The organism is Thioalkalivibrio sp. ALJT (assembly GCF_000381825.1).
In the GTDB taxonomy this organism is placed as follows: Bacteria; Pseudomonadota; Gammaproteobacteria; order Ectothiorhodospirales; family Ectothiorhodospiraceae; genus Thioalkalivibrio.
This window is the reverse complement of sequence record NZ_KB907122.1, coordinates 107,697-131,678: the sequence shown is the minus strand read 5'-3', so window position 1 is coordinate 131,678 and position 23,982 is coordinate 107,697. Positions and strand designations below refer to the sequence as shown.

Annotated in this window: 27 protein-coding genes; 15 read left to right on the top strand and 12 right to left on the bottom strand. The window is 66.7% G+C overall.

From position 1 onward, the window contains the following. Nucleotides 1–152: 152 nt before the first annotated feature. Genes G332_RS0102900 through arsC form a run of 3 tightly spaced genes read right to left on the bottom strand, consistent with a single transcriptional unit; the run spans nt 153 to nt 1,470 of the window. Nucleotides 153–509 carry a DUF2069 domain-containing protein gene (locus G332_RS0102900; RefSeq protein WP_019625499.1) on the bottom strand — a complete coding sequence of 119 codons (357 nt, stop codon included), beginning with the start codon at nt 507–509 and terminating at the stop codon, nt 153–155. Continuing rightward, nucleotides 506–1,117 carry an NAD(P)H:quinone oxidoreductase gene (gene wrbA / locus G332_RS0102895; protein ID WP_019625498.1) on the bottom strand — a complete coding sequence of 204 codons (612 nt, stop codon included), beginning with the start codon at nt 1,115–1,117 and terminating at the stop codon, nt 506–508. The genes G332_RS0102900 and wrbA overlap by 4 nt, the downstream gene beginning before the upstream one ends. Further along, nucleotides 1,114–1,470 (bottom strand): arsenate reductase (glutaredoxin), encoded by a 357-nt coding sequence (arsC, locus tag G332_RS0102890; protein WP_019625497.1) that lies wholly within the window; start codon nt 1,468–1,470, stop codon nt 1,114–1,116. The genes wrbA and arsC overlap by 4 nt, the downstream gene beginning before the upstream one ends. A 23-nt stretch (nt 1,471–1,493) precedes the next feature. Here arsC and yccX point away from each other — a divergent pair, with 23 nt between their 5' ends. Beyond that, the gene (yccX, locus tag G332_RS0102885; RefSeq protein ID WP_018867456.1) at nt 1,494–1,784 is read left to right on the top strand and encodes an acylphosphatase; all 291 of its coding nucleotides are present in this window, start codon (nt 1,494–1,496) and stop codon (nt 1,782–1,784) included. A gap of 12 nt (nt 1,785–1,796) precedes the next feature. Here the strand turns inward: yccX and G332_RS0102880 are convergent, their stop codons facing one another. The 4 genes from G332_RS0102880 to G332_RS0102865 all read right to left on the bottom strand — a co-directional run bounded on the left by G332_RS0102880 (nt 1,797) and on the right by G332_RS0102865 (nt 6,483). Beyond that, complete coding sequence (locus G332_RS0102880; RefSeq protein WP_019625496.1) at nt 1,797–2,405, bottom strand: Hsp20/alpha crystallin family protein; 609 nt, start codon at nt 2,403–2,405, stop codon at nt 1,797–1,799. Between the two features lie 86 nt (nt 2,406–2,491). Beyond that, nucleotides 2,492–4,354 (bottom strand): SLC13 family permease, encoded by a 1,863-nt coding sequence (locus G332_RS0102875; RefSeq protein WP_019625495.1) that lies wholly within the window; start codon nt 4,352–4,354, stop codon nt 2,492–2,494. A gap of 16 nt (nt 4,355–4,370) precedes the next feature. After that, on the bottom strand, nt 4,371–6,083 hold the full coding sequence (locus G332_RS0102870) for a proline--tRNA ligase (protein ID WP_019625494.1): 1,713 nt from the start codon (nt 6,081–6,083) through the stop codon (nt 4,371–4,373). Between the two features lie 58 nt (nt 6,084–6,141). Then, nucleotides 6,142–6,483, bottom strand: coding sequence for a phenylpyruvate tautomerase MIF-related protein (locus tag G332_RS0102865; protein ID WP_019625493.1), 342 nt, complete (start codon nt 6,481–6,483; stop codon nt 6,142–6,144). Between the two features lie 330 nt (nt 6,484–6,813). Here G332_RS0102865 and G332_RS0102860 point away from each other — a divergent pair, with 330 nt between their 5' ends. From G332_RS0102860 to G332_RS0102845, 4 genes are all read left to right on the top strand, one after another. Continuing rightward, nucleotides 6,814–7,845, top strand: a complete 1,032-nt coding sequence (locus tag G332_RS0102860) for an efflux RND transporter periplasmic adaptor subunit (protein ID WP_019625492.1) — start codon at nt 6,814–6,816, stop codon at nt 7,843–7,845. Then, a complete protein-coding gene (locus tag G332_RS0102855) occupies nt 7,838–11,140 on the top strand; it encodes an efflux RND transporter permease subunit (RefSeq protein ID WP_019625491.1) in 3,303 nt (1,100 codons plus the stop codon). The genes G332_RS0102860 and G332_RS0102855 overlap by 8 nt, the downstream gene beginning before the upstream one ends. 118 nt (nt 11,141–11,258) lie before the next feature. Continuing rightward, nucleotides 11,259–11,477, top strand: coding sequence for a hypothetical protein (locus G332_RS0102850; RefSeq protein WP_018867447.1), 219 nt, complete (start codon nt 11,259–11,261; stop codon nt 11,475–11,477). 32 nt (nt 11,478–11,509) lie between these two features. Then, entirely contained in the window at nt 11,510–11,716 is a 207-nt protein-coding gene (locus tag G332_RS0102845) for a hypothetical protein (protein WP_019625490.1), read from the top strand. Nucleotides 11,717–12,049: 333 nt separating this feature from the next. Here the strand turns inward: G332_RS0102845 and G332_RS0102840 are convergent, their stop codons facing one another. The 3 genes from G332_RS0102840 to G332_RS0102830 are packed head-to-tail and all read right to left on the bottom strand — an operon-like array spanning nt 12,050 to nt 14,697. After that, on the bottom strand, nt 12,050–13,426 hold the full coding sequence (locus tag G332_RS0102840) for a nucleoside recognition domain-containing protein (RefSeq protein ID WP_019625489.1): 1,377 nt from the start codon (nt 13,424–13,426) through the stop codon (nt 12,050–12,052). A gap of 28 nt (nt 13,427–13,454) precedes the next feature. Next, nucleotides 13,455–14,309, bottom strand: a complete 855-nt coding sequence (locus tag G332_RS0102835) for an SDR family oxidoreductase (RefSeq protein WP_019625488.1) — start codon at nt 14,307–14,309, stop codon at nt 13,455–13,457. Nucleotides 14,310–14,319: 10 nt separating this feature from the next. Further along, nucleotides 14,320–14,697, bottom strand: coding sequence for a DsrE family protein (locus G332_RS0102830; protein ID WP_019625487.1), 378 nt, complete (start codon nt 14,695–14,697; stop codon nt 14,320–14,322). A 316-nt stretch (nt 14,698–15,013) separates the two neighbouring features. On the opposite strand from G332_RS0102830, the gene G332_RS0102825 reads away from it, so the two are divergent. From G332_RS0102825 to ruvA, 7 genes are all read left to right on the top strand, one after another. Beyond that, nucleotides 15,014–15,292: an FmdB family zinc ribbon protein gene (locus G332_RS0102825; protein WP_019625486.1), complete on the top strand. Its 279-nt coding sequence runs from the start codon at nt 15,014–15,016 to the stop codon at nt 15,290–15,292. A gap of 3 nt (nt 15,293–15,295) precedes the next feature. Further along, on the top strand, nt 15,296–15,946 hold the full coding sequence (locus G332_RS0102820; RefSeq protein ID WP_019625485.1) for a DUF502 domain-containing protein: 651 nt from the start codon (nt 15,296–15,298) through the stop codon (nt 15,944–15,946). Between the two features lie 99 nt (nt 15,947–16,045). Continuing rightward, nucleotides 16,046–17,830: an aspartate--tRNA ligase gene (gene aspS / locus G332_RS0102815; protein ID WP_019625484.1), complete on the top strand. Its 1,785-nt coding sequence runs from the start codon at nt 16,046–16,048 to the stop codon at nt 17,828–17,830. A 12-nt stretch (nt 17,831–17,842) separates the two neighbouring features. After that, nucleotides 17,843–18,472, top strand: coding sequence for a triacylglycerol lipase (locus tag G332_RS0102810; protein ID WP_026340542.1), 630 nt, complete (start codon nt 17,843–17,845; stop codon nt 18,470–18,472). A gap of 185 nt (nt 18,473–18,657) precedes the next feature. Beyond that, on the top strand, nt 18,658–19,398 hold the full coding sequence (locus G332_RS0102805) for a YebC/PmpR family DNA-binding transcriptional regulator (protein WP_019625482.1): 741 nt from the start codon (nt 18,658–18,660) through the stop codon (nt 19,396–19,398). Between the two features lie 21 nt (nt 19,399–19,419). Further along, on the top strand, nt 19,420–19,935 hold the full coding sequence (gene ruvC / locus G332_RS0102800; protein WP_026340541.1) for a crossover junction endodeoxyribonuclease RuvC: 516 nt from the start codon (nt 19,420–19,422) through the stop codon (nt 19,933–19,935). Then, entirely contained in the window at nt 19,932–20,540 is a 609-nt protein-coding gene (gene ruvA, locus G332_RS0102795; RefSeq protein ID WP_019625480.1) for a Holliday junction branch migration protein RuvA, read from the top strand. Before ruvC ends, ruvA begins: the two co-directional genes overlap by 4 nt. A gap of 273 nt (nt 20,541–20,813) precedes the next feature. Here ruvA and G332_RS0102790 read toward each other — a convergent pair whose 3' ends face one another. Then, nucleotides 20,814–21,122 carry a cell division protein ZapA gene (locus G332_RS0102790; protein ID WP_019625479.1) on the bottom strand — a complete coding sequence of 103 codons (309 nt, stop codon included), beginning with the start codon at nt 21,120–21,122 and terminating at the stop codon, nt 20,814–20,816. Further along, nucleotides 21,119–21,346, bottom strand: a complete 228-nt coding sequence (locus G332_RS0102785; RefSeq protein WP_026340540.1) for a cell division protein ZapB — start codon at nt 21,344–21,346, stop codon at nt 21,119–21,121. The genes G332_RS0102790 and G332_RS0102785 overlap by 4 nt, the downstream gene beginning before the upstream one ends. A 381-nt stretch (nt 21,347–21,727) precedes the next feature. Here G332_RS0102785 and G332_RS0102780 point away from each other — a divergent pair, with 381 nt between their 5' ends. Genes G332_RS0102780 through pepP form a run of 3 tightly spaced genes read left to right on the top strand, consistent with a single transcriptional unit; the run spans nt 21,728 to nt 23,978 of the window. Then, a complete protein-coding gene (locus G332_RS0102780) occupies nt 21,728–22,015 on the top strand; it encodes a hypothetical protein (RefSeq protein WP_019625477.1) in 288 nt (95 codons plus the stop codon). Then, nucleotides 22,015–22,617: a UPF0149 family protein gene (locus tag G332_RS0102775; RefSeq protein ID WP_019625476.1), complete on the top strand. Its 603-nt coding sequence runs from the start codon at nt 22,015–22,017 to the stop codon at nt 22,615–22,617. The genes G332_RS0102780 and G332_RS0102775 overlap by 1 nt, the downstream gene beginning before the upstream one ends. Before the next feature lie 32 nt (nt 22,618–22,649). After that, nucleotides 22,650–23,978 (top strand): Xaa-Pro aminopeptidase, encoded by a 1,329-nt coding sequence (pepP, locus tag G332_RS0102770; RefSeq protein WP_019625475.1) that lies wholly within the window; start codon nt 22,650–22,652, stop codon nt 23,976–23,978. Nucleotides 23,979–23,982: the final 4 nt, after the last annotated feature.

Below are 23,982 nucleotides of genomic sequence, written 5' to 3'. Positions count from 1 at the left end.
GCAAGGGCCCCGGGGTGGCGACATTCCCGGGAAGGTCTGGTCAACCCAATCCGGGGTGGGCCATGCACGTCCCCGAACGGGCCTCGCTCTCCTGCCCCGCGCTCGCGACGATCACCCGAACCCGACAGGTTCCCATGCCTTCAGGGTGAATATCAGGGCGTCGTCTGGCGGGCGCGGCGGGCGTCCAGTTTGACGTAGAGCAGGCAGCCCCCGAACCAGGCGAGGCTGGCGGCGGTCATCAGCAGCCCGTACAGGCGCGCATCGGCCGCCGCGGCCAGGGTGATCCCCAGGGTCACGTAGGCGAGTGCCAGCAGGCTGGACCAGGCGTGGGTATAGCGGCGCCCGTGCAGCATCCCGCGCAGTGGGAACAGCAGCGGCAGGACCAGGATCACCAGGGCTACGGAGACCGGTACGATCTCCGGCCGGTCGATCCAGGTGGTCCAGACCAGGATCAGCCCCAGTAATCCCAGATATCCGGCCAGGGCCAGGACTCGCGCCGCGAGGATCATGCCGGGTCCTCGCGGCGCAGGCGCAGCGCGAGACGCCCGACGCGTTCACCCAGGGCATCTGCGATGCGCTGCTCTGCGCGGGTCACTGCTTGTTCCCCCTGCGCCCCGGCAACATGGCTGGCGCCGTAGGGCGAGCCCCCGGAGGTCGTGGTGCTCAGTTCCGGCACGGTGTAGGGCACGCCGACCCAGAGCATCCCCTGGTGGATCAGGGGCAGGGCCATGGTCAGCAGGGTGGTTTCCTGCCCGCCGTGCTGGGTGGCGGTGCTGGTGAACAGCCCGAACGGGCGATCGACCAGGCCGCCGCTGGCCCAAAGGCCACTGGTGCCATCGAGAAAGTATTTCAGCGGGGCGGCCATATTGCCGAAGCGGGTGGGCGAGCCCATGACCAGCCCGGCACACTCCTCCAGGTCGCGGGTCTCCGCGTAGGGCGGGCCATCGGCGGGAACCGCCGGGGCGTCGCCAGAGATGCCGGTGCTCACCGGCGGCACGGTGCGCACGCGGGCGATCGCGCCGGCCCGCTCCACGCCGCTGGCGACGTGGCGGGCCAGCTCGGCGGTCGCGCCATAGCGGCTGTAGTACAGCACCAGGACCTCGGGCGCCGCGCTCACGCCAGGATCTCCAGCACCTGTTCCGGCGGACGCCCGATGCGGGCGCGGTCGCCGTGCACGAGGATTGGCCGCTCGATCAGTCTCGGGTGCTGCACCATGGTCTGGATCAGTGCCTCGTCGTCCAGCTCGGCGTCCTTCAGGCCCAGTTCGCGGTACTCCGCCTCGCCGGTGCGCAGCAGCTCGCGCGGAGCGATGCCCAGTCGGTCGACGATGGCGCGCAGGGTGGCGGCATCCGGCGGCGTCTTCAGATATTCGACAATCTGCGGTTCCACGCCCTGCTCGCGCAGCAGTGCCAGGGTCGCGCGCGACTTGCTGCAGCGCGGGTTGTGGTACAGCGTAGGGGCATCGGACATGAATCCACTCCGGAGGATGAAAAATGACGGAGGCCAATGATAACCATGCCCGCCGCTGGCGTGTCAGCGGTCAGGTGCAGGGGGTGTTCTTCCGCGCCTCTACCCGCGACGAGGCCCGGCGGCTCGGGTTGACCGGTTATGCCCGTAATGAGCCGGACGGCAGCGTCGAGGTGCTGGCCGTGGGCCCGCGCAGGGCGCTGGACACGCTGGAGGAGTGGCTGGCCGACGGGCCGCGCATGGCGCGGGTGGATGCGGTGGAGGCCGAGGAGCTGGAACCCCCGGAGCCGGCGCCGCGCGAGTTCTCCACGGGCTGACTCGGCGGTGCCTCAGTAGCGCCGCAGCGGGCGACCCGGTGGCGGAATGACCTGGACGAAGGCACGCACGTCGCGCAGCCGGTGCGGACCTTCCGACCGGATGCGGGTCTCGGCCCCCTGCATCCAGGCGCCGTCCCAGGCGAGGCGGGCCGCCCCGGTGCGCGAATGGCGCGGCAGGTCGATCAGCAAGAGGCCGTCTTCATAGGCGACCTCGAGCTCACTGCGGTAGCGCTCGGCGTGTACCTCGATGCTGCGGCTCTCGCCACTGGCGAGGGTAAAGGCCGTTGGCTCCAGCGCGCGTTCGCGACCGCCGATCTGCAGCGTGCCGCCGCTGAGACGGACGCGGATCAGGTCTCCGGGCAGGCCGGCCTGGCCACTGCGGATGGCCGCGACCCGCTCGGCGCGTTCGGCTGCCAGTGCCGCCTCCTGCTCGGCCTCGGCCTGCAGCCGGGCCTCGCGGGCCTTCTGCACCGATTCCCAGGCGCGGATGGCCTCGACCCGTTCTGCCTCGCCCATGGCGTCCCATTGTTCTTCGCTTACCCCGTAGATCCGCGGGCTGCAGGCGGCCAGCAGCAGTGCCAGGGCTGCCAGGACCGGGTACAGACGAAGCGTTGCGGGCATGCGCGATTTCCGTGTGGGTTTGTAGCCGAGTCTGTGCGAGTAGCCTGTACCGGCCCTGAACCGGGCTGAGGGAAACACTGTTTCCCTCAGAACAGCAGGTTGATGACGAGCAGCGAGACGACCATGAACAGCAGGGTCACACCGGCGCCGGCGCGCAGGTAGTCGGCCACGCGGTAGCCACCGGGGTCCATGATCAGTGCATTGACCTGGTGGGTGGGGAGGATGAAGGAATTGGAGGCCGCGATCGCGACGATCAGCGCGAACACGCGCGGGTCGGCGTCGATGCCCATGCCCTGGGCGACGCTCGCGAAGCTGACCGCCAGCGGGACCAGCAGAACCGTCGCCCCGACGTTGGACATTACCAGCGTGAAGAAGGTGGTCAGCAGGAACACTGCGACCTGCAGCACCCAGACCGGCATCCCTTCCAGTTGCTGCATGCCATTGGTCGCGATCCACTCGCCGGCACCGGAGTTCTCCACCGCGAGCCCCAGAGGGATCAACGAGGCCAGCAGAAACACCGTCTTCCAGCTGATGCCGCGATAGGCCTCGTCCATCGTGATCACGCCGGTGAAGATCATCCCCAGGGCCCCGCCCAGCAGGGCCAGTGCCAGCGGAAGGTCAGTGAACAGCACCAGCCCCAGCCCCAGCGTCAGGGAGCCGAGCGCGGCCAGCGGCCGGTGGGTCTTTGAGGCCTCCTGCTTGCGTCGTGGATAGCGGCTGGTGACCACGACGAAGTCGCGGTCGTCCTCCAGCGCCTGCAGGTTCTCCCACGGGGTATGCACGACCAGGGTGTCGCCGGCCTTCAGCGGGGTATCCGGGACCTCGTCGACGATCAGGTCATCACCGCGCTGGATGCGCAGCACCGAGATGCCGTAGCTGCGGCGCATGCCCTTGTCGCGCACGGTCTGGCCGATCAGGTCGGAGCCGGGCGGGATGATCACCTCCGCGATGCCGCCGTGGCGGGCGGACAGGGCGCGGGCGAACACGTCCAGTTCGTCCTTCAGCACGGTGCCGGTGTGGTCGCAGGTCGTCTCGATGGTGGTGACCGGGCCGAGGATGGCGAGGTGTGCCCCGCGCTCCAGCTCCACGTCCCGGTTGGGTTCGATGCGGGTCTCGTCGCCCGTGGTGACGCCCACGACGTGCACCCCGAAGGCCGCCTCGAAGTCGCCTACACTGAACCCGGCCACAGAACTGTCGTCGCCCAGGCGCGCCTCGCGCACGCCGAAATCCATGCCGTAGACATCACGGAACCAGGCCGAGGTCGTCTGCACCCGGCTCTCGTCCGGGTCCTCAGTCCGGGGGTCGCGGGCCGGCAGGACCCAGCGTCCGAACAGCGCGAAGTACAGGATGAGCATGCCCAGCAGGGCGAGTCCGATCGGGGTGACGTCGAATAGCCCGAAGCCCTCGACATCACCGGGCAACAGGTCGTTGAGCAGGATCAGCGGGCTGGAGGCCACCAGCGTCAGGGTGCCGCCGACGATCGCGGCAAAGCCCATCGGCATCAGCAGGCGCGAGCGCGGGATGCGCGCGGCCGCGCCGATGCGGTTGATCACCGGCATGAACAATGCGGCGGCCCCGATGTTCTGCATGAAGCTGGTGATGATGCCCACGGCCCCCGAGGTGGTGGCCATCACGCGGCGCTCGGTCTGCCCGCCGAAGCGCAGGATCAGGTCCGCCAGGCGGTTCATCACCCCGGAACGGTCCAGCCCCTTGCCGATGATCATCACCGCGATGATCGCGATCACTGCGTTCGAGGCAAAGCCGGAAAACAGCGCCTCGCCCTCGACGATCGGCGCCACCCCCGGCACCAGCGCGACCATGCCGAGCAGGAACAGCACGCTCAGCGCCGCCAGGTCGATCCGGATCACCTCCGTCACGAACAGCAGGATCGTTAGCCCCAGCAGGCCGAATACGATCCCCATCTCCAGGGTGAAGGCGACCTCTTCCATCGTGGTCGCCCCGGGTTCAGCCGTTCAGGCGTTGGCGCAGGGCGTCGAGCAGGCCGTCTATCGGGAGGTGTTCGGCCTCGCTGGAGGTGCGTGCCTGGTATTCGAGTTCGCCGGCGTCGAGGCCGCGCTCGCCGATGACCAGGCGGTGCGGGATGCCGATCAGCTCCATGTCGGCGAACATCACGCCGGGGCGCTGTTCGCGGTCGTCCAGCAGGACCTGGAAGCCGGCGGCCTCCAGCTCGTCGTGCAGCTGCTCTGCGGCCTCGCGCACGCGCTGGGACTTTTTGGCGCCGATCGGGCACAGGGCGATGTCGAAGGGGGCGATGGCGGTGGGCCAGCAGATGCCGCGCTCGTCGGAGTTCTGCTCGATCGCGGCGGCGACCACGCGCGAGACGCCGATGCCGTAGCAGCCCATGGTCACCACCTGTTCGCGACCGTCCTCGTCCAGTACGCGGGCACCCAGTGCCTGGCTGTACTTGTCGCCAAGCTGGAAGATGTGGCCGACCTCGATGCCGCGGCGGATCTCGATTGCCCCGGAGCCGTCCGGGGCCGGCTCGCCCTCGGTGATGTTGCGCAGGTCGGCGGTCTCCGGTTGTGGCAGGTCGCGGCCCCAGTTCACGCCGGTCAGGTGGTGGCCGTCCTCGTTGGCGCCGACCACGAAGTCCGCCATGCCGAGCACGGCGTGGTCGGCCAGCACCGGGATCGGGCAGCCCACCGGGCCCAGCGAGCCGGGATCGGCACCGAAGGCGGTACGGATCTCGGCCGCCTCGGCCATGCGCAGCGGCTCGGCGACCCAGGGATGCTTCTCGGCCTTCACCGCGTTCAGCTCGTGGTCGCCGCGCAGCACGATGGCGACCAGATCGGCGTCAATCGCGTCGGAGGCGGCAACCACCAGGGTCTTCACCGTGCGCTGCGTCGGGATTGCCAGGAATTTCGCGAGATCGTCGATGGTATGCACGTCGGGCGTGGCGATCTTCTCCAGCGCCGCGCCGGGGGCCGGGGCCGGCTCGGGCGCCGGGCAGGGGGCCAGTTCGACGTTGGCGGCGAACCCGGCCGGGGAGAACGCGATGGCGTCCTCACCGGAGCTGGCCAGCACGTGGAACTCGTGCGAGGCATTGCCGCCGATCGCGCCGGTGTCGGCCTCCACCGCGCGGAAGTCCAGACCGCAGCGCTCGAAGATGCGGGTGTAGGCTGCGTGCATCTGCTGGTAGGTCTCGCCCAGCGAGTCGGCGTCGATATGGAAGGAGTAGGCGTCTTTCATCAGGAATTCGCGGGCGCGCATCACGCCGAAACGCGGGCGGCGCTCGTCGCGGAACTTGGTCTGGATCTGGTAGTAGTTGACCGGCAGCTGGCGGTAGCTGCGGACCTCGCGGCGCACCAGGTCGGTGATGACCTCCTCGTGCGTCGGGCCGAAGCAGAAGTCACGCTCGTGGCGGTCCTTCAGGCGCAGCAGCTCGGCGCCGTAGAAGTCCCAGCGCCCGGATTCCTGCCACAGCTCGGCCGGTTGCACCGCCGGCATCAGCACCTCCAGGGCGCCGGCGCGGTTCATCTCCTCGCGCACGATGTTTTCCACCCGGCGCAGCACGCGCAGGCCCAGCGGCAGCCAGGTGTACAGCCCGGAGGCCAGCCGGCGGATGTAGCCGGCCCGCAGCATCAGCTGGTGGGAGACGATCTCGGCGTCGGCCGGGGTTTCCTTCAGGGTGTTCAGCGGGAATTGCGAGACGCGCATCGGGGCAGTGCCTTGTCGGGTTGAGTGGGTGGAACGGGCCCGGCGGTGCCGGCCAGGATCAGAACGTGGTGCCGTTAGTACCCCAGAAATGGCGCGGGGCGTCGGCGAATTCGATGTAGACGCGGGCCGGGTCCAGGCCCAGCTCGGCCTGGAGGGTATCGCACAGCCTGCGCGACAGTTCGCGGGTCAGGCCTTCGGGCAGGCCGATGCTCTTCAGCTCGCAGTAGGCGAGCGGGTCGTTACTGCCGGCAAAGCACATCGCAGGGTTGTGCGTGCAGGCGACCATCACGTAGGACTCGGGCTTGCCCAGCCAGTCGGCGACCTGTGCGGACAGGCGCTGGCACAGGCCGTCGGCGTCCTCGGGCAGGCGGGTGTTGGTCTCGACGCGCAGCAGTGGCATGGTTCTCTCCGGTTCGGCGGATCGGTGAAACGGCGAATTGGCGACTATGATACGGGGAGCGCCGAGCCGGTGCAGCGATGATCGCGTCAATACGGCGGGCTGCCCGCGGCCGCGTGAAAGATCGGAGAGCTTGACTATACTCCGCGCAGGGAAGATGGATGGATGCGATCCGAGGGGGGGCGCTGGCCTGCGGGCATTGCGCCAGATATCATCAAGCAGTATATTACCATTTACTAATATTAAGTTCGCGGAAGGGCCGGGCCAGTGTCAACGGCGGTCCGGGTCGCGACACCAGCGCAAGGAAATAACGCCACCATGTTAAAAAACCGGATGCGTCCGGCCCTCTGGGCCATGCTGCTGCTGCCGTTGTCGGCGCAGGCAGAACTCCCGTTCGAGACGGCCACCGCCGAACGTCATTCGATCATCCAGGAACGTATCCTGGATGGTCGGGTAGAGGCCGTGCAGCGTTCCACGATCTCCGCTCAGACTTCCGGTCGTATTCGCGAGATCTACGTGGATGTCGACGACTTTGTCGAGGCCGACGAACTGCTGGTCCGGCTCAGTGACACCGAGCAGCAGGCGCGTTTGAGCCAGGCGGAAGGTGACGTGGCCGATGCCCGGGCCCGCCTCAACGAGGCGCGCTCGGAATTCGAACGCATCGAGGATGTGTTCGAACGCGGGGCGGTGTCGCGCTCGGAGTTCGATCGTGCCGAAGCCGGTCTGGCGTCGGCCCGGGCGCGTCTGCGTTCCGCTGAGGGCCGGGTTGAAGAGGCCCGCGAGCAGCTGGGCTATACCGAGGTGTATGCACCGTACTCGGGCATCGTGACGGAACGCCATGTCGAGGTCGGCGAATCGGTTAGCCCCGGTTCACCGCTGGTGTCGGGTATCAGCCTCGATCAACTGCGGGTGACGGTGGACGTGCCGCAACGGCTGATCCATCGGGTGCGCGAGCAGCGTACGGCCGAGGTGTTGCTGAACGGTGATCGTGTGATGGCCGAGAGTCTGACCATCTTCCCCTATGCCGATCCGGCCAGCTCCACTTTTCGTGTCCGTGTGAATCTGCAGGAGCAGCAGGATCTGGGGCTGTTCCCCGGCATGTTCGCCAAGACCGCTTTTGTGGTCGACGACGTCGAGCGGTTGCTGGTGCCCACGGAGGCCGTGGTGTACCGCAGCGAGGTGGTGGCCGTGTATGTGGTGGATGACGACGATCGTGTGAGCTTTCGCCAGGTACGTGTGGGGCGTCAGCACGACGGGATGATCGAGATCCATGGCGGTCTGATGGAAGGCGAGCGTGTGGCACTGGACCCGATTCATGCCCAGATCTGGCTGAAGGAACACCAGCAGGTGAGCGCCGATGAGTGATGCCAGCACCGACGCGGCAGAGGGCCGCATGGGTATTTCCGGCCGTATTGCCAAGGCCTTCCTGACCACCCAGATCACGCCGCTGTTGGCCTTGATCGGCCTGCTTCTGGGCCTGTTCGCGATCATGGTGACCCCGCGCGAGGAAGAGCCGCAGATCAACGTGACCATGGCCGACGTGTTTATCCCGTTCCCCGGGGCGAGCGCAGAGGAGGTCTCGGAACTGGTCTCGACGCCGGCCGAACAGGTGCTCTCGGAAATCGAGGGGATCGACGACATCTACTCGGTTTCGCGCCCGAACATGGCGCAGGTCACCATCCAGTTCAAGGTGGGCGAAGATCGCACCGCAGCGCTGGTGCGTCTGTACACGCAGGTGTTCTCCAACCAGGACTGGCTGCCCGATGGGCTGGGTGTCGGTGAGCCGATCATCAAGCCCATGGGCATCGATGACGTGCCGATCGTCAACGTGACGCTGTGGACCGAAGACCCGGAGCGGGGCGGGCATGACCTGCAGCGCGTGGCACACGCGCTGGAATCCGAGCTCAAGCGCGTACCGGGCACCCGAGACATCTACACCGTGGGCGGGCCGGAGCACGTGGTTCACGTGCGCTTTAATCCGGAGACACTGTCGGCCTACGGCTTGTCGGTCGATGACCTCCGCGACAGCCTGCAGGTCTCCAATTTCTCGCGAGATGCCGGGCAGATTTACCAGGACGATCAGGAGATCCTGATCCAGGCCGGCGACTTCATTACCGAGCCGTCGGCCTTCGGTGGACTGGTCGTCGGCATCCAGGACGAGCGTCCGATTTATCTGGATGACGTGGCCGAGGTGGTGCAGGGACCGGCCTACCCGACCGAGCAGGTGCGCTTTGCCTATGGTGCCGCCGCCGACCGCGCCATCCATGGCGAAACCCACCCGGCGGTGACCGTCGCGATTGCCAAGCAGCCGGGCACGAATGCCCCGGATATCGCCGATGCCCTGATCGATCGACTGGACCAGCTGCGGGGCACCTACATCCCGGATGGTATCGAGACCACGATTACCCGCAACTACGGTGCGACCGCGGATGACAAGGCGAACACCCTGATCCAGAAGTTGATCCTGGCGACCGCTTCGGTGGTGATCCTGGTCTGGATCGCGCTGGGCTGGCGCGAGGCCTTCATTGTCGGTGTGGCAGTGGTGATCACACTGGCGATCACACTGTTCGCCTCCTGGGCCTACGGATTCACTCTCAACCGTGTGTCGCTGTTCGCCCTGATCTTCTCCATCGGGATACTGGTGGACGATGCGATCGTGGTGGTGGAGAACATCCACCGGCATATGGTTCAGGGCGGCAAGAAGTTCCTCGAGGCCATCCCGCTGGCGGTGGATGAGGTCGGTGGTCCGACAATCCTCGCGACCTTTGCGGTGATCGCGGCGCTGCTGCCGATGGCCTTCGTGACCGGCCTGATGGGCCCGTACATGAGCCCGATCCCGATCAACGCCTCGATGGGGATGATCATCTCGCTGGCGGTGGCGTACGTGGTTACCCCCTGGCTGACCTACAAGGTCCTGCGCCGTCAGGCCGAGCAGCATGAGCATGCCGCCCCGGCGACCGGCGGTCATGCTCCGGAAAGCGAGAGTGCCTCCGCCGGCTTGATGAAGATCTTCAACACCCTGCTGCTGCCGTTTCTCGGGACCGGCGGTCGCAAGACGGTCAACCGTCTGGCGCTGTGGGTGGGGACCCTGTTGCTGATCCTCGGTTCCGTCTCGCTGGCGTATTTCCAGCTGGTGGTCATGAAGATGCTGCCCTTCGATGACAAGTCGGAGTTCCAGGTTGTGCTGGACATGCCCGAGGGCACCAGTCTGGAGCGCACCTCCATGGTGCTGGCGGAGATGGGCGATTACCTGAAGAGCGTCCCCGAGGTGCACAACGTGCAGACCTACGCGGGCACCGCGGCGCCGATCAATTTCAATGGTCTGGTGCGGCAGTACTACCTGCGCGAGGGTTCGCATGTGGGCGACATCCAGGTGAATCTGGTAGATGCCTCCGAACGCAGCCGCAAGAGCCATGATGTGGCGCTGGGCGTGCGCGAGGCGATCAACGCGATTGCCGATCGTCACGATGCGGCGGTCAAGGTCGTCGAGGTCCCGCCGGGGCCGCCGGTGATGTCGCCGATCGTGGCGGAGATCTACGGTCCGGATTACGACGGCCAGATCGAGATCGCGCAGCGGGTGCGGGAGGTGTTCGAGAACACCGACGACATCACCGACATCGACGACTCGGTGGAATATCCGGGGCCGAAGAAGATCCTGCAGGTGGACCGCGAGCGGGCCGCACGACTGGGCGTGTCCCAGCAGGCGGTGGTGCAGGCGATCGAGACCTCGCTGTCCGGGGAAGACGTGACCTATCTCTACGGTTCCAACGTGAAGTACGCGGTGCCCGTACGGCTCGAATTCGATCAGACCGAGAAGGGCAGTCTGGCTCCGGTGCTGGGGCTCAAGGTGCGTTCGCGTGATGGCACCCTGGTCCCGCTGTCCGAGGTCGTCAATGTGGTGGACTCCACCCTCGAGCACTCGATCCATCACAAGAACCTGCTGCCCGTGGTGTACGTGATGGGCGACCTGGCGGGCGGGCTGGACAGCCCGCTGTACGGGATGTTCGAGATGTTCTTCGGCATGCGTGACAAGCCGATGGTCTATGGCGAGCCGCTGGAGCAGTTGTTCATCAGCCAGCCGGACAACCCGTACAACTTCTCGTTGAAGTGGGATGGCGAATGGCAGGTGACCTACGAGACCTTCCGTGACATGGGTATTGCCTACTCGGTGGGTCTGCTCCTGATCTACCTGCTGGTGGTCGCGCAGTTCCGCTCGTACATGGTGCCGCTGATCATCATGGCGCCGATCCCGCTGACGGTGATCGGGGTGCTGCCGGGACATGCGTTCATGGATGCCTTCATCATGGATGCCAAGTTCACTGCGACCTCCATGATCGGGATGATCGCGCTGGCCGGGATTATCGTGCGCAACTCGATCCTGCTGGTGGACTTCATCAACGACGAGATCCGCCGTGGTGTGGACGTGATCGAGGCAGTGATCCATGCGGGTGCGGTACGTGCCAAGCCCATCGTCCTGACCGGGCTGGCGGCAATGGTCGGCGCCGGGTTCATCCTCGATGACCCGATCTTCTCCGGCCTGGCGATCTCGCTGATCTTCGGCGTGTTCGTCTCCACGCTGCTGACGCTGGTGATCATCCCGGTGCTGTACTACCTGTACGTGCGTAACCGGGTTGATCTGATCCGGGCCCAGGCGGCGTAGGGGTAGCCGGCATTGCGCCTGCGGGCGCAATGCCGTTGTCAGTGGTCCGTGTCTTCGCGGCTGCTGCGCGAGCCGTTACAATGCGGCTGCCTTCAAACGAACGAACCGGAGATGCTCGATGGATGTCGAGATGGGAGAAGAGGGCCTGAATGTCCTCGGTATCAGCCGTGAACAGTGTGCAACGCTGGTGGAGACACTGAAGGCCAGCGAGGATCAGCGTTTCATGGATGACCCGGAATTGCGCAAGCTGTTCAAGCTGCTGGCTGTGCTGCAGAGCGATCTCTGGGATGACATGACGGCCGGACAGTTCGACTTCGCCCCTTACAAGAAACAGTAGCGGCCCACGCGCTGCTTGCTCAGGAGCCAGGAATGTCCGACAACGGATCCCGCCGTCCCTCGAATTTCGTGATCGGCAATATCTTTCTCGGCGCTGCCGCGTTGATGCTTTTTTTCTTCGTTGCCCTGTGGGAATACCTGGGGGTTGTTGCGCTGTTGCTGTGGATGGCGCTGGCCGCGATCGGTGTTTACTTCATCGTCAAGGACAAGGACATCAATCCCGGCGGACCGCCCAACTGAGGTTCCGAGCGCCTTGAGCAGGGACAAGCCGTGCTGCATGTACATGCAGCACGGCTTTTTTGCGTGTGCGTGATGCGAGGGGGCTGCCGCGTAGTCATCCTGATACTGACGCGCTGCGACGCGGTTCCTGCCCACGTATTGATATCCCGTGTGCGGCCAGGGCCTCTGGCCAGGCCCCTTCGCACACGCCCTCGATCAGCGCGCAGCCCGGGTGTTCTGATCCAGCGTCCCTCAACCGCACCCTGGCCTCGGCGGTGGAAGGGTACCGGTCCGGGAGCAAACCATCCCCGAGATCGGCTGAACGTCGTTTCGAAGCAAGAAGGCATTTTTTCTTTAAAGGAAAAGGAATCCCACGATTGCCACGGCTGCAATCACGGCGACTGCATCGGCGCTCAGTGCGGCGGCGAGGGTGTGGCGGACGCGTTTGACGCCGATCGCGCCGAAGTACACCGCGAGTACGTAAAAGGTGGTCTCGGTTGAACCCTGCAGGGTGGACACCAGGATGCCGACATGGGTGTCCGGACCGGTGGCCGGGTCCTGCATGATGCCGGCCATGATGCCGTAGGCGCCGGAGCCGGACAGGGGCCGCAGCAGTGCCATCGGCAGGGCCTCGGCCGGCAGGCCGAACGGCGTGGTCACCGGCCCGATCAGGCCGACGAACATCCCCAGCGCGCCGCTCTCGCGCAGCATCCCCACCGCGACCAGGATCGCGACCAGGTAGGGGATGATGCGCAGGGCGACGTTGAAGCCCTCTTTGGCCCCTTCCACGAATACCTCGTATACCGGAACCCCGCGGATCACCCCGTAGGACAGGAAGCCGACCACCAGTCCCGGAATGATCCAGGGTGCGATCGCCTGGCCGTACAGGATGGTCAGCGGGATGATCGCCAGCACCCCCAGCAGGACCAGGATCGAGACCCAGGCGGGGTACCCCTCGGCGGGCACCTCGATGTTCATGGGCTGCTGGTCGGTTGGCTGGTCATCCGGTTCGCGATGCGCGTGGGCGGCCGTCCCGGTTCCGGTCTTTTCGTCCTGCAGGGCTGTGTCTTCCGGCGCCCCCGAGTCCGTGGTGGCGGCGCCCGTGTCCGGGCTGCGTGTAGGGGGCGGGCTGCGGAAGTAGCGTTGCAGGATCAGGGCGCTGGTGATGCCGGCGATGGTCGCGAACAGGGTGGCGAACAGGGTGGTCGGCAGGATCGCGGCAGGCGCTTCGGAACCCAGCGAGGCGCGCAGCGCGATGACGCCGGTGGGCAGCAAGGTGATGCTGGAGGTGTTGATCGCCAGGAACAGGGCCATGGCGTTGGTCGCCGTGCCGGGGTGCGGGTTCAGTTTCTCCAGTTCCTGCATCGCGCGAATGCCGAAGGGTGTCGCGGCGTTGCCCAGGCCCAGGATGTTGGCAGAGAAGTTCAGGATCATCGCGCCCATGGCCGGGTGCTCGGGTGGCACTGAGGGGAACAGGCGGATCATCAATGGGCGCAGCAAGCGTGCCAGCACGGTCAGCAAGCCGCCGGCCTCGGCGATCTTCATCAGACCGAGAAACAGCGCCATTACCCCGACCAGCCCCAGTGCCAGTTCTACCGCCGAGCCGGCGGCATCGATCGCACCCTCTGACAGGGCCTGCATCGGGCGTTCATCGGGATCGGTCGAGCGGATCTCGCGGATCGCGGCCGTGGCCACGGCGATCACGATCAGGGCGAGAAAGATCAGGTTCATGCGAGGCCCGCCCCCGGACGTGCGCGCATCAGCGGTTCTCCCCGCGTGATACGCCGCGCAGTACGGCGTCCATTGCCCGTGCCGGCAGCAGCCACCTGAGGAAGGCGAACAGACGGGTCGGGAAGGTCACGTGGTAGCGCACGCGTGGGCGCCGGGCCTCCAGCGCATGGACCACACAGCGCGCGACCGCCTCGGGCCCCAGCGTGAAGGGGGCGTCGGCCTCCGCGTTCGCCATGCGAGCCTCCGCGGCGCGGTAGGTCTCGTGCCACGGGCTGTGGTCGCGCTGGATGTGGTAGCGAAAGGCCTTCAGTGCGTTGGCACGGAATTCGCTGCGGATCGGCCCGGGTTCGATCAGTGCAACGTGAATCCCGGTGCCGTGCAGTTCCTGGCGCAGGGTGTCGCTCATGCCCTCGATCGCGAACTTGGAGGTCACGTAGGCCCCGCGCAGGCGCAGCGCGACAAGGCCGAGCACCGAGGAATTCTGGATGATGCGGCCCTCGCCGGCGCGGCGCATCGCGGGCAGCACGGCGTTGGTCAGTTCCAGCCAGCCGAGCACGTTGGTCTCCAGTTGCGCGCGCAGGGTGGCGCGGTTCAGGTCCTCCACTGCGCCGGGCTGGCCATAGGCGCCGTTGTTGAACAGGGCGTAGAGGTGCCCATCGGTACGGTGGAGGACTTCGGCCACCGCGCCGTGGATGCTGGCGGAGTCGAGGAGGTCCAGTTGCAATGCCTCGAAGCCTTCCTGTTTCAGCCGTGCGACATCCTCGCTGCGGCGTGCAGTCGCGAAGACCCGGTAGCCGCGCTCCCGGAGTATGCGGGCGGTGCAGGCCCCGATGCCCGTGGAACAGCCGGTGATCAGGACTGCGCGTGAGGTGGACGGGCTCATCGTGGCGGCGTCAGTAGGTCAGCGTCGCAACGTCGTCCTCGACGACTTCGCCAATGAAGGCGCCGCCGCCGCGCATTCCGTCCAGTTCGGGTACCGCGTTCTCCAGGGTCAGGCCGTTCTCGTCCATCGCACCTGCACAGGCGTAGAAGCGGCAGCCGGCCTCGTGGGCATCCTGCATGAAGCTGTAGACCGACTTTTCCTGCGCCTCGCCGGGGTAGATCTTGTCGGCCACGCCCTGGCGCAGCAGGCGGGTGGTGCCGGCGGCGAAGTAGATCTCGACCTCGAGATCCATCGCGGAGGCGACGGTGGCCTGGAAAAACGGGGCGCCCAGGGTGCCGGGGCGGTCGAGGTCCAGGTTCAGCAGCATGATCACGATCTTTTCGGCCATGTCGGGTCCTTGTGCGGTCGTTGCGGTGCCCCGGAAAATCCGGGGTGCCCGTGCGGGTGTGTACGCGAATCGATGTGCTGCTCGTGCAGTGCCGTTGCGCGGCAATCCGCCGCGCACCAGCCGTACGCAAAGGCGACGCTGCAGTAAGCGTGGGCACACGGTCCGTGTTTCCCCTCGTTGTCGGGGGAATGATCCGCGCTGAGGCTTTGCGGCGCAAACACGGACGGCCAATAAGGAAGGCCTTTTATTCCCGAAAAACGGCCGCATAATACGCGTCAACCCGTGTTGTCGTGGATGTATTTCGAGGATTCCAGCCATGCCCATTTACGAATATCAGTGCAAGGAATGCGGTCAGATCTCCGAGATCCTGCAGAAGATTTCCGATCCGCCGGCCAGCGTTTGTCCCGCGTGCGGTGCCGAGTCCCTGACCAAGCAGGTGTCGGCGGCCGGTTTCCGCCTGGCGGGCGGTGGCTGGTACGAGACCGACTTCAAGAAGGATGGCAAGCGCAATCTGAAGGAGGGTGGCAGTACCAGTGGCAGCAGTGCGAAGAAGTCGGAATCGGCATCCTCCGGCAGTGCCAAGACCGGTAGCTGATCCGTGCTGGTTTCCCTGCGCCGCTACCTGATTGCAGGGCTACTGGTCTGGCTGCCGCTGATCGTCACCGGCTTCATAATCAAGCTGCTGGTCGACCTGCTGGACTTCACCATTCTTCTCCTGCCGCCGGGCTGGCGGCCGGAGGCGATCCTGGGCTTTTCTATTCCGGGGGCCGGCATCGTACTGGCCGTAGCGGTCGTGTTCGTGACCGGCGTGGTAGTGGCCAATATCGTCGGGCGCAAGCTGGTCGCGCTGGGCGAGGCCATCGTGCATCGCATCCCGCTGGTCAGCTCGATCTATGGTGCGGTCAAGCAGGTCACCGAGACGGTGTTTTCCGACGGAGGCCAGGCCTTTCGCAAGGTCGTGCTGATCGAATACCCGCGCCGCGGCCTGTGGTCGGTGGGTTTCATGACCGGCGTTGGAACCGGCGAGGTGCAGGAACGCACCGAACACAAGGTGATCACCGTGTTCGTCCCGACCACCCCCAACCCGACCTCCGGTTTCGTGCTGATGGTGCCGCACGAGGAGGCCGTCGAACTCGACATGACGGTGGAAGACGGCCTCAAGTTCGTGATGTCCATGGGGGTTGTGACCCCGCTCAGAAGCATGGACGATGCCCCGGCTCCGGTTGCGCAAGGGCAGGGCAAATCGTAAGATTTCCGGCCTTTTCGCGGGCGCGAACGCCATGTTCGCCCCGCCTTCCCGACTAACCGTGCAGCCCCGGACGGGGCGCCCTTCGGCTGGAACAGCGCAATGCGAACTCATCTGTGTGGACGTGTCACCGAGAACGAACTCGACTCGGAGGTGACCCTTTGCGGCTGGGTCAACCGCCGGCGTGACCACGGCGGCGTGATCTTCGTCGACCTGCGTGATCACACCGGTCGGGTGCAGGTGGTATTCGATCCCGACCGCGAGGAGGTCTTCGCCCGTGCCGAGCAGTTGCGCAGCGAGTTCGTGATCCGCATGACCGGCCGTGTACGGCGGCGCCCCGAGGGCACCGAGAACTACGACCTGTCCACCGGCGCGGTGGAGATCCTGGGGCTGGAGCTGGAGGTCCTGAACGCCGCGAAGACCCCGCCGTTCCCGCTGGACGACGAGGACGTCGGCGAGGATACCCGCCTGCGCTATCGCTACGTGGACCTGCGCCGCCCGGTGATGCAGGAGCGCCTGCGCCTGCGCGCAAAGGTCTCCGCGGCCATGCGCCGCTTCCTCGAGGAACGCGATTTCCTCGACCTCGAGACCCCGATGCTGACCAGGGCCACGCCGGAGGGCGCGCGCGACTACCTGGTGCCCAGCCGCACGCATCCGGGCAGCTTCTTTGCCCTGCCGCAGTCGCCGCAGCTGTTCAAGCAGCTGCTGATGATGTCCGGCATGGACCGCTACTACCAGATCACCCGCTGCTTCCGCGACGAGGACCTGCGCGCCGATCGCCAGCCGGAGTTCACCCAGCTGGATATGGAGATGGCCTTTGTCGACGAGGCCGACGTGATGGACGTGACCGAGGGCCTGATCCGGCACCTGTTCCGAGAGGTGCAGGGCGTGGAGCTGCCCGATCCGTTCCCGCGCATGGCCTACGCCGAGGCGATGGCCCGTTTCGGATCGGACAAGCCCGATCTGCGCATCCCGCTGGAGTTCACCGAGCTGACCGAGGTGATGCAGGCGGTGGAGTTCAAGGTCTTCAACGGCCCCGCGAACGACCCCGAGGGCCGCGTGGCCGCGCTGCGCGTGCCGGGCGGGGCGAAGCTCACGCGCAAGGAGATCGACGTCTACACCGAGTACGTTGGCCGCTACGGCGCGAAGGGCCTGGCTTACATCAAGGTCAACGACCCGACGGATCTCGCGGGCGGTCTGCAGTCGCCGATCCTGAAATTCCTCCCGGAGGACGTGACCCGGCAGATCCTCGAGAAGACCGCGGTCGCCGCCGGCGACCTGATCTTCTTCGGTGCGGACAAGGCCTCGGTGGTCAACGAGGCGATCGGTGCGCTGCGCGTGAAGCTCGGCCACGACCTGGACATGGTCGAGGCGGGCTGGAAGCCGCTATGGGTCGTCGACTTCCCGATGTTCGAGTACGACGACGAGGACAAGCGCCTGTACGCCCTGCATCACCCGTTCACCGCCCCGGCGGTGGACCGCCCGGACGATCTGCGCAACAACCCGCGCGAGGCCCTGTCCCGCGCCTACGACATGGTGCTCAACGGCACCGAGGTGGGCGGCGGCTCGATCCGTATCCACAGCCCCGAGATGCAGTGGGCCGCGTTCGAGGCCCTGGGCATCGGCGAGGATGAGGCGCGCGAGAAGTTCGGCTTCCTGCTGGATGCGCTGGAGTTCGGTGCCCCGCCGCACGGCGGCTTGGCCTTCGGCCTGGACCGCCTGGTGATGCTGATGAGCGGCGCCCACTCCATTCGCGACGTAATGGCCTTCCCCAAGACCCAGACCGCCGCCTGCCTGCTGACCGACGCCCCGGCGCCGGTGGGCGAGAAGCAGTTGCGCGAGCTGGGCATCCGCCTGCGCGCCAGTGCCACCCAGCAGGCCGGATAGGCGCCTCCCCCTGTGACCGGCATGCGCGCCAGCGTGGTCACGGTCCATGGCTGGCACATGCCGGGCATGGAACTGGCCTGGCTGGAACGCCGCCTGCGCGCAGGCGGGCTGGAGGTTCATCGCTTCCACTACGCCTCGCGTCGCCAGACGCCGGAACAGGCGGCGCGCGCCCTGGCTGCGTTCCTTGAGGATGTCCCCGGCGACCTGGTGCATTTGGTTGCCCACAGCCTCGGCGGCATTATCGTGCGACACCTGTTCACGGTGGCCCCGGTCCAGCGCCCGGGCCGCATCGTGATGCTGGGATCGCCGCTGGCGGGCAGCCGGGTGGCCGCGCGGCTGGCGCGCAACCGGCTCGGCTGCTGGTGGCTGGGTGCGGCGCTGGATCGAGGTCTGCTGGGCGGCAGCCCGATCCTGCGCGGGCGCGAGATCGGGATGCTCGCTGGCAGTCGGCCGTTCGGCCCGGGCCCGCTGTTCGCGCGTCTGCCGCACCCGCATGATGGCATCGTGGCCGTGGACGAGACGCGCAGCCCGGATGTCTCGCGGCATCTGACGCTGCCGGTCTCGCACATGGGCATGCTGTTCGACACCACCGTGGCGCGCGAGACCCTGCACTTCCTGGACGTCGGCGAATTCCTGCCCTGACGTCCGTGGGTGCCCCGGCTTTGCCGCGGCCCGGCGCGGTGCGCACGGACGGGTTGCACGGCAGGGTGCTGCGTGTGGTGGCCTCGTGATTACGGCGGCCCCAGCGATTAGACTGTGCACACTCTGCGGTTCGGCGTTGTGTCGGCACCGCTGCCACCGAACCCAACTCAAGGAGTCGTGACCCAATGGCAGGCCACAGCAAATGGGCAAACATCCAGCACCGCAAGAATGCCCAGGACGCCAAGCGCGGCAAACTCTTTACCAAGCTGATTCGCGAGATCACCGTGGCCGCGCGCCAGGGCGGCTCGGACCCGGAGACCAACCCGCGTCTGCGCCTGGCGGTCGACAAGGCGCTGGGTGCAAACATGACCCGAGATACCATCGAACGCGCGGCCAAACGTGGCGCGGGCGAGAGCGGTGGTGACGACGTCGAGGAGATCCGCTACGAGGGCTACGGACCCGGTGGCGCGGCCATCCTGGTCGACTGCATGACCGATAACCGCAATCGCACCGTGGCCGAGGTGCGCCACGCCTTCTCCAAGATGGGCGGCAACCTCGGCACCGATGGCTCGGTCGCCTACCTGTTCCAGAACAAGGGTGTGATCCGCTTTGGCCCGGGGCTGGATGACGAGGTGGTGATGGAGGCCGCACTGGAAGGCGGTGCCGAGGATGTGCAGGTGGAGGAAGATGGCGCCATCGAGGTCATCACCGAACCCGACACCTATCAGGACGTGCGCCAGGCGCTGCTCGATCGCGGGCTGGAGCCGGAGCAGTCGGAGGTGACCTGGCGTCCGGATACCCTGGCGCCGCTGGATGCGGATACCGCCGAATCCATCCTCAAGCTGCTGGACATGCTGGACGACCTCGACGACGTGCAGAACGTCTACACCAATGCCGACTTCCCCGCGGAAACCGGTGCCGGTTGATCCGGCGGCGATGTGAGCAGCATTCGTATCCTCGGGATCGACCCCGGCTCCCGGGTCACCGGCTTCGGGGTGGTCGAATACAGCCGCAGTCAGGGCCGCTCCTGTGGACACGGCGTGATCCGACCCAGGGCCAGCGCCTTCCCCGAGCGCTTGGGCGAGATCTTTGCCGGTGTGGCCGAGGTGATCGCGGAGCTGAAGCCCGACGTGCTGGCGATCGAAACGGTCTTCGTGGCCCGCAATGCCCAGTCCGCGATCAAGCTTGGACACGCCCGTGGGGCCGCGATCTGCGCCGCTACCCAGGCCGGGCTGGCGGTCCACGAATACGCCCCGCGCGCGATCAAGCTGGCCGTGGTCGGTGTTGGCGGGGCCGACAAGGAACAGGTCCAGCACATGATGCAGCAACTGTTACGTCTGTCCGAACCGGCCACCAGTGATGCCGCCGACGCCCTGGCCGTTGCACTTTGCCATGCCCACACCCGGCAGCACGCGGCGCGCCTGCTGGATTCCACCGCCGCCACGATCGGGGGGGCTTCATGATTGCCCGTCTGGAAGGGGCCCTGATCAGTCGTGAGGTTCACGGCGTGGTCATCGATGCCGGCGGCGTCGGCTACGAGGTCGATGTCCCGCTGTCCACGCTGGCGGCGCTGCCGGAGCCGGGCGCGACGGTCGTGCTGGCGACGCATCTTGTGGTGCGCGAGGACGCCCATCAACTGTTCGGTTTTCTGAACAAGCGCGACCGGGACCTGTTCCGGCGCCTAATCCGGGTCAATGGCATCGGTGCCAAGCTCGCGCTGGCCATGCTCTCCACCTACGCCGGCGACGAGCTGGCCGGTCTGATCAGCAGTGGCGACGTCAAGGGACTGACTCGGGTACCGGGCATCGGCAAGCGTACGGCCGAGCGCGTGGTCCTGGAACTGGGCGAGCGCCTCGCCGAGATGGGGTTTGCCGCCGCGCCTGCCGGGGCTGCGGCGGGCAGTGAGCCCACGCCGGCCGCGGCGATGGAGGGCGAGGCCCTGGCGGCACTGGAATCCCTTGGCTACCCGCGGGCCAGTGCCGAGAAGATGGTCGCGGCGGTCCGCGACCAGGCCGACTCGGTGGAGACGCTGGTGCGTCTCGCGCTGCGCTCCACCGTCAAGCGCTAGCGCGCACCCGCTCTGCTCTGTAATGCGGACGGCTGCGGCGCCCCTGGCTTGGCCAGCGTTGCCGCTAAAGTTTGTTTGCCCTCGGTCTGCCGCCTGCCTTGTTGAGGCGAGGCCCGGTTCGTCGTCGGTGTTTACGGTGCCTTCCACTTCAAGGCAGGCGGCCAAGCGAAGCCAACGCGTAGGCCGGATGGTGGAGGTCGTGCTGAGGTGGGTAGCGGGACGTAACCGGGCTCGCTGGTGGAAGGGACGGCGCGGGGCGTGGTCGCAGGCGCGCTAGCGCGAGGAGTCCAGGCTCTTTTCGATGCGGTCGGCCAGATCGATCAGCCGCGCCGACTGCGCGCCGGAATCCGCATCCGCACTGTTTGCCCGCTGCTGACATTCCAGCAGCTCATGCGCCAGATTCAGCGCGACCATCACCGCGACCCGCTCGGCGCCCACCACTCGCCCACTGTCGCGCAGCTCCCGCATGCGTTCGTCAATCACGCTGGCGGAGGCAAACAGATCGGCGCGTTCTTCGGGCGGGCAGGCAATCTGGTATTCCTTGCCCAGGATGGAGATGCGGACGGGTTCGGACTGGCTCATTCGCTGTGCTCCATCGAACGCAGGCGCGCGATCATGTTCTCGACCCGGTGGCGGGCCTGTTCGTTGCGCTCCTTGAAGGCGGCGCGCTCGCTCTTGAGCTGGCGCACCTGCTCCTGCAGGAGGTGATTCTCCTTGCGCAGGGCCGCGTGTTCTTCCAGCAGGCGTGTGATGACGGCCTCCAGGCGCTCGGTTGGGTCGATCGCGGCGTCGTCGGTCGGCTGCATGGCCTTGGTCCCGGTTGGCTGGCGGCCTTCGCCGCAGGTCATACGAGCCATGGAGTCTAGGAGGGGTTCGCGCGAGGCGTCAACTTGGGCCGCATGCTGGCAGCCGGTCGGATTTGGGCCGGATCGGCTGCGCGAATGGGAAAGCGGCCCCGTTTTTCGCTCTCTCTCGTTACACAGTCCCACTATGGCGCCCCGAAAGACCGACAAAAGGGCCCTGGTCTCCCAACAGGCTCGCGACGATCGCCCAGGCCCGGCAGGTTCCTGGCGGGAACGCATGCACTTTTTCGTGATCGCACACCGGCAATGCCGGGGTTTGTTGCGGGCCGGTGCTCGCGCTGGCCACAATACACACGACTGTGTACCCGACGAGTGTTCTTGCCCATGACCCAGCCCCCCGAACCCGGCCCCGAGGCCACTGTCATCGAGGGCACGGCCCACAACGGAAAGCCGTGCCGGATTGTCGACAATACCGGCACCGTGCCGCGCGCGGAGCTGGAACAGTTGCTGAATGACCTGATCGCGGAGAAGCGCTTCGGCCTCAACATGCTGTCCTCCACCGGTTCCAGTGCCATCAAGCTGGGGGAGCCGCAGTTCACCCATTTGCAGGTGGGGGAGGAGCTCTACCGCTTCCTGCTGTTTCCCTACGAAGCCCGTCTGGAGGGCTTTTGATGACCAGCGATGCGGGTGGCAACGCGAAAGCGCAGGATGGCCTGGAGCGAGACCCTGTCGCTTTGCGCGAGCAACTGGCGCACGGCCTGCGCAGCATGGGGTTTGCCCAGACACCGGCCTCGGCCCATGGGCTGTTCACTGGCTGCCTGGTGGCGGACCCGGGTGCCGATGTCGGGGCGCTGGAGCGGAGTCTGGGCGAGGCCCTGCCGCTGACCGAAGGTGCGGGAGAGCAGTTCCGCAAAACGGTGGAGGCCATCCGCCGTGCGTTGCTGGCGCAGTTGTACGACGTCGAACTGGGTTTTGGTCCGCTACTGCCCGAAGACGACGCCATCGAGGCGCAGGCGCAGGCACTGTCGGAATGGGTGGATGGCTTCATCGGCGGGTTGGGGCAGATGCCACGCCTGAGTCGGCTCAAGCCCTCGGCCGAGGCCAGCGAGATCCTGCGGGATTTCGCCGAGATCGCACGCATCGAGCTGGAGCCCGAGGACGACGAGGAAAACGCCGCCGCCTTCGAGGAGCTGAATGAATACGTACGTGTAGGGGTTCTGCTCATCGCCGACGAACTGGCCCCCGATGACCCGAAACGGATCCCGATGCAATGACTGGAGCGCGACGCAGCCCCCGGCCAGGACGGATGCCGGAGATTCCTCCGGGCGAATTTGCCCGTCGCCGTCAGCGCCTGATGCGGGCGCTGGGTCCGGATTCGATCATCATCGTTCCCGCAGCCCACGAGCGGACCCGCAATCGGGATGTCGAATACCCCTTTCGCCAGGATAGCGACTTCCTCTATCTGACCGGTTTCCCGGAACCGGATGCCGTCGCGGTGCTGGCCCCCGGGCGCCCGGCCGGCGAGTACATCCTGTTCTGTCGAGACCGCGACCCGACCCAGGAGACCTGGCAGGGGCGTCGCGCCGGACCGGAGGGCGCCATCGCGGCCTTCGGCGCCGAATGCGCCTTTCCGATCGAGGATATCGACGAGATCCTGCCGGGGATGCTGGAGAACCGCGCCGTAATGGCCGCCCCTTTCGGGCGTGACGAGGCGCTGGATCAGCGCCTGTTCGGCTGGGTGAACCGGGTACGCGCGAAGGCGCGCAACGGGGTCCGCGCCCCGCATGAGTTCGTCGCCGTGGAGCACCACCTGCATGAGCAGCGGCTGTTCAAGAAGGCGCCGGAACTGAAACTGATGCGCCACGCGGCCGCCATCTCCTCGCAGGCGCATGTGCGCGCGATGCAGGCCTGTCGGCCGGGTCTTACCGAATTTGCGGTGGAGGCCGAACTGCTGCACGAGTTCCACCGTTACGGCACCGAGACGGCCTATCCCTCCATCGTTGGTGGTGGCGAGAACGGCTGCATCCTGCACTACATCGAGAACCGTGCCGAGCTGAACGCCGGTGATCTGCTGCTGATCGATGCCGGTTGCGAGGTGCAGGGCTACGCCTCGGACATCACCCGGACCTTTCCGGTTTCCGGTCGTTTCGACGCCCGCCAGCGCGAGGTCTACGAGTGCGTGCTCGCCGCCCAGCTTGCTGCCATCGAACAGGTGCGCCCGGGCAACGACTGGGACACCCCGCACGCCACCGCCGTGCGCGAACTGACCCGCGGGCTCAAGGAGCTGGGCGTGCTCAAGGGCCGCCTGGACAAGCTGATCCGCGACCAGGCCTACCGCCCGTTCTACATGCACCGCACCGGCCACTGGCTGGGGCTGGACGTGCACGACGTCGGCGACTACCGCGTCGGCGATGCCTGGCGCGAGCTGGAACCGGGCATGGTGATGACCGTGGAGCCCGGGCTGTATTTCGGGCCCTACAGCGACGCGCCGAAAGAGTTGCGCGGCATCGGCGTGCGCATCGAAGACGACGTCGCCGTCACCCGCGACGGCTGCGAGGTCCTCACCGCCGACTGCCCCAAGACCGTCGCCGACATCGAGGCCTGCATGGCCGGCGACCTTCCGGGGTGGGACTGACCAT